A 13678-nucleotide genomic window follows, 5' to 3' on the forward strand; every position below is an offset into this window, starting at 1 on the left:
TACCCTAATCCCGATGAATCGGGAAAGGGTCCGGGCTTTTCAGGGCTGCGCTGCGCTCCGGTACCGATGAAGGATCGGTGCTGAACCCTTACAATCCCTAACGCGGAATCATTGGTGTCATTCTGAACGCAGTGAAGAATCTCTATTTACAATGCATACACTTTGAAGCAATATTAATTGATGAAATCAATAATCTATCGCTTAAAGATCCTTCGTGCCTCAGGATGACAGACTCCATAGAAGGGTCGTCATCCGAAAGCTATTGGATGACGGTATCTCGGGAACCGGATTATTTTCGGGCTTTATGTTCAATTATATACTTACCGGCAGCTAAATCTATTTTGGTGCTATTAGTCATTTTACCATTGACATAAACACTCATACCACTTGTAGTCGGTACATTAAAGGTAGCGGTGGAGTTGGCAGGAATGGTAATATCGTACCTGATTCCATTATTAACTCTTTTCCATATACTTATAATTTTACCATATGGACCAATATGGCTGGCCTCAAAAGAATCTAGGCCTGTCATAATGTGTGGATCCAATATTACATGTTTAAAGCCAGGCTGTTTTTCATCTGGTTTGATACCACCGGGGGATTTGTATAACCACGCGCCAATTTCTCCAAACATAATGTGGTTCATTGAAATATCCGATTTTGCATCAATGGGCCAGTTCTCGTATAAAGTGGTGGCTCCGTTTTCCATCCACCAGCCCCAGCTTGGAAAGGTTTTTTGAGCGGCAACTTTGTAGGCAATATCACTGTAACCATTTTCGCTTAGTGCATTTAAAATGGCTTTTGTACCCAATAATCCAACATCTAAGTGGAAACCATCGGCTTCTACACGTTTGGCTAAATTCTTGGCAACTAAAGCAATCGATTCTTCCGGAACAATTTTCCAATAAAGCGGAACGCTCATTTCGGTCTGTACGCCAGAAGCATAAATCCCTTTTTCCTTATTCAAATACCTGGCATTAAAAGCATCTTTAATTTTTTTAGCCAAAGCTGTGTACTTTTCATAATCATCGTTTTTACCTAAAATTTTTGCCGCCTTTGCCAAAATAAGCACATCAGCATAATAATAACAGGTAGAGGTAAGCTCAACAGGAGATTTAGATTTCACTGGGATCCAATCGCCCAAACCCCAGGTGGTTAAACCCGTTGGGTAGGTTTCGTCTATGTGGTTCACGTATTTTCTAATATTCCCATAACAATCGGCAAGCAGTTTTTTATCTCCGTAAAACAGGTAAACATTCCATGGGATAATGGCAATTGTACTGGTCCAATCGGGTCCGTTGCCCCATTCGTAACCCCAGCCATCGGTAGGGATAATGGAAGGTAAAACGCCATTTGGCTGTTGTTCATCACGGTGATCGGCGAGCCATTTTTCGTAAATGGTAATGCCGTCAAAGCCATAAAGACCAGTTTCTATCGCAATCTGTGCGTCGCCTGTCCAGCCATTTTTCTCTCTCTGCGGGCAGTCTGTAGGGTAACCAAAAAGATTTGATAGGTAAGAATTGTTGGTGGCGTAATAGATTTTATTGATGATGGGTTCTGAAGATTTAACCTCACCAACAACTGGCACATCACTATGCATAAAATAGCCTACCAGATCTTCTTTTTTTAATTGGATGGGAGCGGAGCTACTCACTTCTACATATTGAAAACCCTTATAATTAAAATGGGGCATGAAACTTTGTGCACCTTTTCCGTTCAAAATCAGGATATCCGTCTGAAATGGGTCAGTATTATCAGTTGGCCGGTAATGGGCGTCAATATTGGAGATATCTACGTGTCCGTTGGTATATAAACGCTCGCCGTGCTTTAGTTTTATAACAGTTCCGGCCGGCCCGCTTACCGTGATTTTGCTTACACCTGAAATATTTCTGCCCAGATCGAAAAGATAAGTGGTGTCGTTAAACTTTCTTAAACTTTTGCTTGCTATTTCTTCAACATTGAGGATAGGGTGCATGGCCTGTGCAACAATATTTTTAGATGGTGCTGAACGGTACATCACATTTTTCCAATCTGTATCGTCAAAATCTGGCGTGTTCCAGCCTGCTTTTTCAAGGCGGGCATCATAATGCTCTGCGGTATAAATACTATTAAAAATAATCGGACTTAAAGCTGTTTTCCATTCCTTACCCGATTTAATGGTTTCGGTTGTGCCATCTTCATAAGTGATGCGTACATCAAGACAAAAAGTTGGCCTGTTGCGCCAAGGGGCACGGTCGAAATACCAAACTGCGGTCGATTGGTGGTTGTACCAACCATTGCCTAGCAGTACACCAATAGCATTTTTGCCTTTGCTGATGGCCTTGGTTACATCGTAGGTAACGTATAACGTTCGTCTATCAAAACGGGTATACATCGGGTCCATGCGATGGTTGCCAATTTTTTTGCCGTTAATAGAAAGTTCATACAAGCCAGCTGCAGCGATGTAAGCCCTGGCCGACTTGATTTTTTTAACCGTAGTAAAAGTGTTTCGGAAATAGGGTGCAGGTTTAAGCTTGGTATTTTCATTATCCGAAATCCATGCGCCTTGCCAGTTTTCCATTTTCATCATCCCGGTTTCGAAGCTGGCGATATACACCTTGTTTGATTTCTTTTGGCCTCCATCAGCAATATCAACCCTCCAATAATATTTAGTAAAAGGTTTTAGTGACTGGCCCGAATAAATAACCAAATTATCATCTGATTTAACCCAGCCTGTATTCCAAAGTTTTGCACTGGCTTTAACAAGAAGAGCCGAATCGGTATCTGCCAGAATGCGGTAGGCTGTTTGTTTTGCACCCTGATTGGCGTCGTTCATTTGCCATGTAAAACGCGGATTTGGATTGTCTAAGCCGATTGGGTTTACCAGATATTCGGTTTTTAAAGCGGCAAGCGATTGAGCAAGTGTTTTGGAAATAGGAGCAAGGGCAAAAAATAAAGCAGTTACCTGGAGAAATCTGAGGTTCATAGTTTAAAGGTTATTCGAAAACTAAGGTATTAAAATAATGTGCTGATAAGAGAACGCAATGGAATTTTTACGCATAAAAAAAGACGAGGTTTAACTCGTCTTTTGTATCTGTGCAATCATTTAAATCTGTGTAATCAGCCTTATTAACCTAATATCTCTTTTAGTTTTCCCGTTTGGTGATCGGCCAGTTTTTGTAGGGGACCAGATGCCAGCATTTTCATCATCATGTTCAGATCAGCTGAGATAATGTGTTTAGCTGTAGTTGTTCCGTTTCCATTATCTGCCACAGTCCACTTCAATTCTACATCGAAAGGTGCTTTTTCACTCGGAATTGCTGTTATTTCCTGATTTTCGATACGGCTCGAAATCTTAATGGCCAATTTTGCCATATTTTGGATGGTAAACCGTGCATCATCTTCGGTAGATTCCCAGTTGTAAATATTTTCTGGCATCAGTTGCTGATGATTGTTCATATTGGATAGAAATGCATAAACCTCTGCAACCGGTTTATTTACCTCTACTGCGCTTTCAATAACAGTCATTATATATTTTTTATAGATTTTTGTTTTTACTCAAAACTTAAGACTCCGGACTCAAAACTTGTCCTTGTCCCCATTCTGAAGGATTTAAACGCCATTTACCCAATAATTCCATATCACTTTTGGCAATAATGCTGTGCTCGGCAGCATAATCGATTAAAGCACCATAGTTTGATAAGGTTAAGTAACGACATTTTGCAGCTGCGAAATTTTCGTCTGCTTTTTCGAAACCATAAGTGAAAATTGCTGCTAAACCAGCTACCGATAAACCCGCAGCTCTTAATGCATCAACAGCTTGTAGACTGCTTTTTCCGGTTGAAATTAAATCTTCGATAACCACTACACGTTGACCTTCTACCACTTCGCCTTCAATTAAACTGCCAGTGCCATGTTCCTTAGCCTTCGCTCTTACGTAGATAAAAGGTAAACCAAGTTCTTGGGCTACTAAAACACCTTGGGGGATTCCAGCAGTTGCAACACCTGCGATAACATCTACCGAGCCAAACTCTTCCTGAATGGCCTGTGCAAGTTTCTGACGGATGTAAGTTCTAACCTGAGGGTGGGAAAGGGTGATTCTGTTGTCGCAATAAATCGGCGATTTCCAACCAGATGCCCAGGTAAAAGGATTATTTGGTTGTAATTTGATTGCTTTTATCTGTAATAAAAATTCCGCTACCTTTAATTCAATATCACTTTTATTATACATGGCTCAAAATTACAGATTTATTTGTGTTTGTCATAACGTTTATTAAGCCTCACTTGTTTTAGCAAGGAAAGAAAATATCGGGATTTGAATTTAATCACGACTTCCAAATGCTACAAATATCGGAAATTTTGATGGATGGTAAAAGCTATTTCTTGCCACTCCTTGTAAATCAGTACGATAAAGAATATTATGGCTTAAAACATCTCAGAGAGATCTTGTTGCGGTAAAGGATTATTTTTATGCTGCGACGCTTTGATTACCGCGCTTAATTGTCTCATTAAAGGTATAAACTGTTCCGATTTTTACAATTTCGAGGCTTAGAATTGCACTAATTTTACGATCTTGTAATCAATTGGCATATATGGAATTTAAACAGTTTTTACCTTCAGATCCCTTAAAACCCTATATCAGGCATTATTATATTTTCAAGTCGGATGCTGATTCGGCTTTTGAGGATGTAGTATTTCCCAGTGGGGATATGGAGGTAATCTTTAATCTGGGGAATGGCAGTTGGGAATCGCTTGTAAACAATGCTTTTAAGAAAACACCGAAAATTGAACTTTGGGGGCAGATTACAAAACCGCTTGCTATCCGATCGGTAGGTAAACATACTATGCTCGGGATCAAATTTTATACACACTCGGCATCGTACTTTTTTAATGATCAGATGGGGGTTTTTAACGACTCAATTACCGATCTTCGGGATGTGATCGGAGGAAGTGCAGATGTGCTCCATCAAAAACTATTGGAAACCGAGGGCGAACAGAAAAGGATCGATCTTTTAGAGGCATTTTTGTTAAAAAGACTGATCAGTCATGAAAAGAAATCCTTTCATATCAATAAGGTAGCCGATATCTTAAATAGTATCCTAAAAGATGCTTCGGGAAGCAATATTACCTATATCGCATCAAGGCATAATATCACTACGCGTTATTTGCAACGGTTACTGCATCAGCATACCGGGCTTTCGCCAAAATCTTACGATAAAATCAACCGTTTTCAGCAGAGTTTAAAGATGATTTCAAAAAATGAAGAGCCATTTACCAATATTGCTTATGCCTGCGGATATTTTGATCAATCACATTTTATAAGAGACTTCAAATCCTTTACCGGACTTACTCCTTCGAGTTACCTGGATAACCTTACTCCGGTAAACCAATTGCTTTTTCCATAAATTTTATTTTGTTCGGATTTGTACAATCCGTTGGTTTTTAAGGGCTATATCTTTGATGTATAGTCAATTAAAACAAGATATAGCTTATGAATTCTTTTGAAACATTTAAACAGCTGCACAAAAATACCACTCCGCTTTTGATTGGAAATGTATGGGATGTGAAAAGTGCAGAAATCTTTCAAACCAATGGTTTTAAGGCCATCGGCATTTCCAGTCAGGCCATTTCGAATGCTTTGGGTTACCCAGATGGAGAAAACCTGCCCTTTGATGAGTTGCTGCGTATAACAAAGCGCATTACTGATGTGGTAGATATTCCACTTACCGTTGATATGGAGGCTGGGTATAGCCGCGACCTACAAGGCATTTTAGAAAATGTAGAGAAACTACACGATTGTGGCGCCGTGGGGATTAACCTCGAAGATACTTTACCGGGCGAAAAGAGAAGTTTGGTGCCAGCAGCTTCGTTTGCTGAAACAGTCGCTGCAGTGGCAGGGTATATCAAGAGAAAGAAACTGAATATCTTTCTGAATATCAGAACGGATGCTTTTCTCCTGGGATTGCCAAACGCTTTAGCGGAAACCAAAAAACGCATTAAATTTTATCAGGAAGCTGGAGCAGATGGGATTTTTGTGCCTTGCATTACCGATAGTAGTGATATTGCTGCTGTAGTTCAATCTACTGCACTTCCCATCAATGTAATGTGCATGCCCGATCTTCCAGGATTTAAAGCATTGGAATCGCTTGGGGTTAAGCGTATTAGTATGGGCGGTTTTTTCTTTAATAAAATATATGATCATGCAGGTCAGCTCGCCAGAAAAATATTGGCTGAACAAGAATTTTCGGCCATTTTTTATTAGAACATAGTTAAACATTTAAAATTAAAGACATGGATTTACCAAAAAGAGCAGAAGATGCTCATTCAGCACTAGCTGCCGCATTTAACACAGGAGACATAGCAACCATACTTAATATGTACGATTCATCTGGCATTATTGTTCCCGAACCTGGGAAACCTGTATCGGGCAAAGCACAATTTGAAGAAGCTATTAAAGCCATTCTTGCCATTAAGGGTACTATGGAAATTAAAACGGTGTACTGCATGCAAACGGGAAATCTCGCTATAGGAAGGTCGGAATGGAATATCACCGATGGCGGAGAAGTGAAGGTTAGCGCAAAAGGCATCGAGCTAATGAAGCAAAGCGAAGATGGCACCTGGAAAATTGTTATCGACCATGCTTTTGGGGCGGAAGGAGATCTGATCGCTTAGGCTACAAATAATGCAAAGAATCGTCATTTCGAGCGGGGCTGCGCCACAGCCGAGATGACGATACTCAGCGTTTATTCCTCTCCATTCGTCATCCTGAACTTGTTTCAGGATCTTTCCCGCTATGTATTTTGTAACAATCGATAAAATTGGCTGTCTCAATTAATATTCCTAGTTTATGATTATTTTAAAATCCGATTATTTTAGTTCGCACGAGCGCCTTACCCGTTTTATCAACGAGAACCACATCAAACGAGAAGATATTTTAGTTATCAGCCAGGCACCTGGAATGTTTACCATCTTTTTTTACGCTGATGATGCCGTTGTAGAAATCACACATGGATTGTTCTCCTGATAATTGAGAACCTCTGTAATATTAATGCGTTACTGAATATACTAAGATCTCTTTTGACTGGAATTCTATTATTTCGGGTCCATTATAGTCTGTAACCAAAATATCCACGATCGATAAATCATCAAACTTTAAATACGATGTTTTTCCTATTTTGCTAACGTCGCAAAGTAGGTAAGTCTGATCACTTTGCGATGCCATAGCTAAAGTATTTGAAGCTTCATGTTCACTACCAGCATATAATCCATCGCAGGTAATCCCGTCTGTACCTAGAAAGGCTTTCGAGGCGTGGTATCGGGCAATGTGTTCAGTAGCAATTGTTCCATGAATAGCCTGCCTGATCGGATCAACTTCACCACCAATCATGTTAATGGTTACGGCACTATTCTGTAACTCATTAACTACAGGCAGGGAGTTTGTAATTACCTTTATTTTTTTGTTTTTAATGAACTGGCATAACCTAAAGGCCGTACTTCCACAATCAATGAATATGATATCGCCATCATTAATATCTTCTGCAGCTCTTTTACAGATTGCATCTTTTGCTTTAAAATTAACAGCAGCTTTATTTGCAAATGATACCGGCTTTATCAATTGACTGACTTTCATGGCCCCTCCATGCGTCCGATAAAGCAGTCCGTTAGTTGCCATATTTGCAAGGTCTCTTCTTACAGTAACTTCAGAAACGCCTATTTCCAGTGCCAACTGCCGAATATCAACTTCGCCAAGCTCCTCTAGAAGTTCCAAGATTTTATGTGCTCTTTTTTGAAATGTCATATATAATCAGTTAATTCGATCAAAAATAATCATAATCAATCAAAAATAGTCATTTATGGGAAATATTAATATCCTCAACACGCAAATACTTTCAGATAATTGGTACACTTTGAAGAAAGTGAGTTTCGAAATGATAAGACTGGATGGGGCTAAATCTATTTTGGAGCGAGAGGCTTACGACAGGGGAAATGGCGCTACAATTTTATTGTACAATAAAGAATATAAAACAGTTGTGCTTACACGCCAGTTCAGGATCCCGACATTTATCAATGGAAATGAGACGGGTTACCTGATTGAATGTTGTGCCGGATTATTGGATAAAGATAATGCCGAAGATTGTATCAGAAGGGAGACCGAAGAAGAAACCGGGTTTAGGATTGATCATGTAGAAAAAGTTTTCGAAGCCTATATGTCGCCGGGTTCGGTTACCGAGCTGTTATACTTTTTCGTTGCTGCATATTCAAGTGAAATGAAATTGCATAACGGAGGCGGACTGAAAGAAGAAAACGAATATATAGAGGTATTAGAATTACCGTTTGAAAATGCCCTGGAGATGATAAAAAGTGGTGAAATAAAAGATGGGAAAACGATCATGCTCCTTCAATACGCCTTGCTAAATGGCCTGATGTTGTAACAGCATTGTTTGAATTTTGCAATGATTTATTTGATTTGTGTAATTGTTCTTAGCAAACCGCTGTATACCTTTGTTAAGGTAAAATTAATTTGAATTTTTATGATAGCAACAAAAGGATATGCGGCGCAAAATGCCGAAACTGATCTTGCACCCTGGAATTTTGAGCGCCGGGAAGTAGGACCTCATGATGTTCAGTTTGAGATACTTTTCTGTGGGGTTTGCCACTCAGACCTGCACCAAATAAAAAATGATTGGTTTCCTGGGATATTTCCGATGGTTCCCGGCCATGAAATTGTGGGCAGGGTAACAAAGGTTGGAGATCATGTTAAGAGATTTAAGGTAGGTGATCTTGCCGGTACAGGTTGTATGGTAGATTCTTGCCAGGTTTGTGAAAACTGTAAGCAAGATTTAGAACAATATTGTTTAGAAGGAAATACGCAAACATACAATGGTTTAGAAAGAGATGGTAAAACACCAACTTATGGTGGATATTCGGATACGATTGTAGTAAGAGAAGAATTTGTACTTCATGTATCGGATAAATTAAATCTTGCTGCTGTAGCACCGCTTTTATGTGCAGGTATTACCACTTATTCTCCCCTGAAACACTGGAAAGTAGGAAAAGGCCATAAACTGGCTGTACTTGGCTTAGGTGGTTTAGGCCATATGGCTGTGAAATTTGGTGTAGCCTTTGGTGCCGAAGTAACGGTATTGAGTACTTCGCCTAAAAAAGAAGAAGATGCCAAAAAACTTGGTGCCCATCACTTTGTGGTAACTACCGATCCTGCGCAGGTTAAAGCTGCCAGAGGTACATTCGATTTTATTTTAGATACCGTATCTGCTGAGCACGATTTTAACATGTATCTTTCTTTATTGAGAACAAATGGTATACACATTTGCGTAGGTGTTCCACCTAAACCGGCAGAAATTGCTGCTTTTAGTTTGCTTGGTGGTAGAAAAAGTCTTGCCGGATCGGGTATCGGAGGTATTGCCGAAACTCAGGAAATGTTAGATTTCTGTGCCGAGAACAATATCGTATCGGATATCGAAATGATTGATATGAAAGATATCCACCATGCTTACGAACGTATGGAAAAAGGCGATGTACGTTACCGCTTTGTGATTGATATGGCTACGCTGTAGATCTAAATATCAGATAATTAACAATGAGGGGTTTGGGGCTGAAAAGGTTTCTAGACCCCTCATTGTTTATCAGACAAATTAATTTCCTAAGTCGTATAATTCTGCTTTACAAATTCTGATATGGAAATGTTATGATCAGATTCTATTTTGGAAATCTGTTTTTTGTTATCCAAAAGCAGGTTTTGGAGCGTACTTAGCAAATCTTTAAGGTAAGAGATAGATAACATCCGCGAAATCCTGCTTCTGATCTTTTCGGCCAGGAACAATTCAACCAGGATCAATGTGATTAAAAAGATATAATGCGTAAAGATCAGGTTATTGGTATTTTTGCTTAAGGCGGGCAACCCTAATGATACCAGGCCTATATCTATTATTAAAGGAATGCCGATAATGGCAATAACCGAGATTGCACTTGCTTTTAGCGTAATGCTTTTTTCTGCTTGTTTTATCTGTTCATTAAAAGCAGAAAATTTATTGTTCAGTGGTGTATTTCTATTGCTTTGTTGTTGTTCTAGCTTCTGAAGGTCTTTTCCATGCGCTATATCTATTATTCTAACCTGCTCTACGATGTATGATTCGGCATTGTTAAGCTTTTCCTGATCTTCTACGATAGATTCTTGTTCAGCTATAATTTTATCCATTACCATCAAATCGTCTGGGATACCATGACGAAGCTTTTGTTCTGCGGCAATAATACGGTTATCTAATTGTTTAAACTGCCTTTTAAGCTCTGCAATTTCTTTATTGTAATGCTCTTTTTTTGAAGCGTAACTGTTTTCCAGACTTTGCAGCTCAGATGCGTACTCGAAATTGGCCAATAACTGTTCATTGCCGGCAAAACGCTGATAAAGCCCGGTTAATGTGATAAAGAGTGCTCCTGTTGATTTTTCTGGGTTAGAAAGATCGTTTCGGTATGCTTCCAGATCTGTTTCTGATAATGAAGGTATGGGCATGGCAGATTAAAAGGTTAAAATTATAAAAAATATTCATCGTTGCAGGAATTATTCGCCATTGTTTTCTAGCTGAATGCTCCAATACAGGTAACTAACCATTTTTTTTACATTCTAGTGTGTATGATTTTTAGTTATACAGGTTCATCATTGATTAAATATTATTTTTTTTCACTCTTTAATAAATTATTCTATATTTGTAGCAAGCAAGGGGTGAGAGCCTTGCATCAATCTTTGATTGAGAGCGTTAATTTAGATAAGGTTACAACATTAATTGTTGTAACCTTTTTTTATATCCTATAAATAACTCAACAATTTTTCTACTTTTAGGGCATTGCAAAATATAGGTTTCGCAGAAAGAACTCTTTAAATGTAATCGGGAAAGGAGCGGGGTGCTATAAAAAAGCATCATTCTCTATTTAATATGTGTTAAAATATATGCCAAGAAATTATAGAATTTATATCAACGATAACACTTTGTATATCTCAGATTTTTTGCCAGAGCAAAAAGAAAAAATTCAACAACTGGAATTTCAGGATTTTAATCTGCAAACATTCTACAAAAAACTAAAAAATGGTTCTAAAAAGAGCTATATTTTCTTGACAAAAAATCCTCAGGAGACCTTTAGAAAGTTAAAGAAAGATTGCACCATTATTAAAGCCGCTGGTGGTTTGGTAGAGAGCGCAAATGGCAATTTTCTGTTTATTTTTAGAAATAAAAAATGGGATCTGCCCAAAGGAAAGTTAGAGGAAGGCGAAAAAATGAAGGAAACTGCTGTTCGTGAGGTAGAAGAAGAATGCGGAATCAGGGTTTTTAAACGCGAAGAAAAACTTTGTAAAACCTATCACGTTTATCCAATTGGTACAAAAATGGTGATCAAGAAAACCAATTGGTACAAAATGAAGGTTAAAGGCGAACCAAAATTGGTACCTCAAAAGGAAGAAGGCATTGATGAAGCGGTTTGGCTGGATAAAAACCACATTTCGCCATTAGTTAAAAATACTTTTCCATCAATTATGGATGTGCTGAGGGCCGGAGGGATACTGTAAGAACTCCCGAAGCGTCAGATGGTAACATCCGACTACACATCTTGTGGTGTCAGATATTTCTATCTGACACGGATTGGAGCAATTATAAATTTGTACTTTAATTTATTTGAATGGTCAGATGGTAACATTAGACTACACAAAATCCCATTGAGTTTGTCACGTTGTCCAAAGGACTCCTACGGAGAGCTTGTCGAAATGCCTCCAAGATATTTAAGTAGGTCCTTCGACAGGCTACCATTGACGTTATTTCGCAAGCCGCTATTAATCAGTATTTTAATCGCTTTTGTATTTCCGTCCAGCTAGGCCATAGCACGGTATCTCCGTTCTACTTAAACCCGGCCTAACAAATTTTTCGGGCTGCACTGTTCTAGCCGCACAACTGCCATCAAAAGAAAAATTTTCAGCCGGCATTTTTTGTTTCTTTTTGATGCCAAAAAGAAAGAAGCCTGTCCGGCCAGGACTAATAAAACACCCCGTCCTGCGGACACCCCTCTAAGAGAGGGGAATTACATATCGCAGAAGACCGATAATTAAATGTCATTTATATTGATTTTTATAAAATAAATTACCCTAAGGATGACAATTTAATATTTATATTACGGACTTGCACATTATTCATAATCCAACTCATCAACTACTTTTTTCACCTGCTTTAAATACTTGCCATAGTAATACCAAGCCCATAATTCGGTAATCACACCTATAATCAGAATGGTAATAAAACAGTTTAATAAGATGTAAACCGATGAAAGATTAGCTAAAATTTTGTTGAAAATTGAAGCCTTTTCTATAAATAAATAAATTGCAATGAATGCGACGCCGATAAAGGCAACGATGTAGGTGAGGGCTTTATATAGTTCGATATTAAGTTTCATTTCGTAGAAAAACCAGAGGATGTTTTTGCGCGTATCCAAACTCATATCGTAAGAGTTTTTATAGAACAGATAAAACTTAAAAAAATAATAAGCGGTAAATCCGCAGGTGATGGCATAAAATATTAAAAACACTTGATTCATTGCCGATGAAAATCCAAAAAAGTAAGGGACAAAGGCCATGAGTACCAAAAAGAAGATCTGATAAAAAAACTCGTGTTTCATTTTCGCCCTTATTTTATCAATTGGGGTATGTGCCTGTTTTATTTTAAGCATATCGGTAGAAATGTTGCTTCCTTCCGGGCTTTCAGCATTCCATTCATTTTTTATATCGTCAAAATTCATAACCGTTTTTCTTTATAATGAATTGTAATTTTTCTTTGGTTCTGTTCAGTTTAACCCGTGCATTTACCTCGCTAATGCCCAGGTTTTCGGCAATTTCGCGATGGGATTGGTTTTCGAGAAAGAGAAATATCAATGCTTTTTCTATAACATTCAATTCTTGAACGGCGGTATACAAATAGGCCAGTTTCTCTTCCTTTCCTTCATTCTCATTAACATCTATTACATCAATATTTTCATCCAATGGTGTTTTATCTACTTTTCTATTGTCCCTTTTAAAGTAAATTAGCGCAGTATTTAAGGAAACACGATACATCCATGTAGTAAATTTGGAGTTGCCCTTAAAAGTTGGGTAGGCTTTCCAAAGCTGTAGTACGATTTCCTGAAACAGATCGCGCTGTTCTTCAGCACCGTTCATATACATTTTAGAAATCTTATGTATAATCGCTTTGTGCTGGTTGATCAGGGCGAGGAATGTATTTTCTGTTTCTTTCATTTAATATTATAACCCATTGGTAACCGATTTTTAAAAACGTTACACATTAATTAAATAATTTAACCACAGATAAAAAGGATGAACACAGATGAGATTCCAGTAGATTGGTCGTCTTTCCCGCGCAGGCGGGAATCTTACAACGCACACTCTGTAGCGATCGTTGTAAGATTGCTTCCCATTACTAGGCTTAGCGTCTCGCTAAGACTATACTTTATCTCTCGTATTGGTATTCAGTAAGGAAATAATTATGTCTTAGCGAGACGCTAACAATGCTATTAAGTTAAGGTTTTTTGGATTTTGAGATAGTTTTTTTTAGTATATTTATATACAATCAAAAAAGATACATGAGTTTAATTTCCAGCAATATTTCCAAGGAGAAACATATCGTTTCTCCTAAAAAAAACATGTGATTTT

Annotated in this window: 14 protein-coding genes; 7 read left to right on the plus strand and 7 right to left on the minus strand. The window is 38.3% G+C overall.

The genetic code is table 11. The annotated features are described in order from the left end of the window. Window positions 1–289: 289 nt before the first annotated feature. From LQ227_RS20805 to pyrE, 3 genes are all read right to left on the minus strand, one after another. On the minus strand, window positions 290–2965 hold the full coding sequence (locus tag LQ227_RS20805; RefSeq protein ID WP_230145194.1) for an alpha-L-rhamnosidase: 2676 nt from the start codon (window positions 2963–2965) through the stop codon (window positions 290–292). Window positions 2966–3108: 143 nt separating this feature from the next. Continuing rightward, a complete protein-coding gene (locus tag LQ227_RS20810; RefSeq protein ID WP_230145195.1) occupies window positions 3109–3507 on the minus strand; it encodes an SRPBCC family protein in 399 nt (132 codons plus the stop codon). A gap of 37 nt (window positions 3508–3544) precedes the next feature. Beyond that, complete coding sequence (gene pyrE / locus LQ227_RS20815) at window positions 3545–4210, minus strand: orotate phosphoribosyltransferase (protein WP_230145196.1); 666 nt, start codon at window positions 4208–4210, stop codon at window positions 3545–3547. 361 nt (window positions 4211–4571) lie between these two features. Here pyrE and LQ227_RS20820 point away from each other — a divergent pair, with 361 nt between their 5' ends. From LQ227_RS20820 to LQ227_RS20835, 4 genes are all read left to right on the plus strand, one after another. Continuing rightward, window positions 4572–5384, plus strand: a complete 813-nt coding sequence (locus LQ227_RS20820) for a helix-turn-helix transcriptional regulator (protein WP_230145197.1) — start codon at window positions 4572–4574, stop codon at window positions 5382–5384. Between the two features lie 86 nt (window positions 5385–5470). Next, complete coding sequence (locus LQ227_RS20825) at window positions 5471–6241, plus strand: isocitrate lyase/phosphoenolpyruvate mutase family protein (protein ID WP_230145198.1); 771 nt, start codon at window positions 5471–5473, stop codon at window positions 6239–6241. Between the two features lie 29 nt (window positions 6242–6270). Then, entirely contained in the window at window positions 6271–6651 is a 381-nt protein-coding gene (locus tag LQ227_RS20830; protein ID WP_230145199.1) for a DUF4440 domain-containing protein, read from the plus strand. Window positions 6652–6826: 175 nt separating this feature from the next. Then, on the plus strand, window positions 6827–7003 hold the full coding sequence (locus LQ227_RS20835) for a hypothetical protein (protein WP_230145200.1): 177 nt from the start codon (window positions 6827–6829) through the stop codon (window positions 7001–7003). 21 nt (window positions 7004–7024) lie between these two features. Here LQ227_RS20835 and LQ227_RS20840 read toward each other — a convergent pair whose 3' ends face one another. After that, a complete protein-coding gene (locus LQ227_RS20840; RefSeq protein ID WP_230145201.1) occupies window positions 7025–7777 on the minus strand; it encodes a DeoR/GlpR family DNA-binding transcription regulator in 753 nt (250 codons plus the stop codon). A gap of 55 nt (window positions 7778–7832) precedes the next feature. Between LQ227_RS20840 and nudK the strand changes: the two genes are divergently transcribed. Continuing rightward, the gene (gene nudK / locus LQ227_RS20845) at window positions 7833–8411 is read left to right on the plus strand and encodes a GDP-mannose pyrophosphatase NudK (RefSeq protein WP_230145202.1); all 579 of its coding nucleotides are present in this window, start codon (window positions 7833–7835) and stop codon (window positions 8409–8411) included. A 99-nt stretch (window positions 8412–8510) separates the two neighbouring features. Beyond that, entirely contained in the window at window positions 8511–9554 is a 1044-nt protein-coding gene (locus LQ227_RS20850; RefSeq protein ID WP_230145203.1) for an NAD(P)-dependent alcohol dehydrogenase, read from the plus strand. Between the two features lie 86 nt (window positions 9555–9640). On the opposite strand, the gene LQ227_RS20855 is transcribed toward LQ227_RS20850, so the two are convergent. Next, window positions 9641–10507: a hypothetical protein gene (locus LQ227_RS20855; protein ID WP_230145204.1), complete on the minus strand. Its 867-nt coding sequence runs from the start codon at window positions 10505–10507 to the stop codon at window positions 9641–9643. 435 nt (window positions 10508–10942) lie between these two features. Here LQ227_RS20855 and LQ227_RS20860 point away from each other — a divergent pair, with 435 nt between their 5' ends. Next, a complete protein-coding gene (locus LQ227_RS20860; protein ID WP_230150851.1) occupies window positions 10943–11554 on the plus strand; it encodes an NUDIX hydrolase in 612 nt (203 codons plus the stop codon). Between the two features lie 611 nt (window positions 11555–12165). Here LQ227_RS20860 and LQ227_RS20865 read toward each other — a convergent pair. Together LQ227_RS20865 and LQ227_RS20870 are read right to left on the minus strand one after the other, a co-directional pair. Further along, on the minus strand, window positions 12166–12771 hold the full coding sequence (locus LQ227_RS20865; RefSeq protein ID WP_230150852.1) for a hypothetical protein: 606 nt from the start codon (window positions 12769–12771) through the stop codon (window positions 12166–12168). Beyond that, window positions 12761–13264 (minus strand): RNA polymerase sigma factor, encoded by a 504-nt coding sequence (locus tag LQ227_RS20870; protein ID WP_215126678.1) that lies wholly within the window; start codon window positions 13262–13264, stop codon window positions 12761–12763. The genes LQ227_RS20865 and LQ227_RS20870 overlap by 11 nt, the downstream gene beginning before the upstream one ends. Window positions 13265–13678 lie beyond the last annotated feature (414 nt).

Origin of the sequence: Pedobacter sp. Bi27, assembly GCF_918698255.1 — a bacterium.
In the GTDB taxonomy this organism is placed as follows: domain Bacteria; phylum Bacteroidota; class Bacteroidia; order Sphingobacteriales; family Sphingobacteriaceae; genus Pedobacter.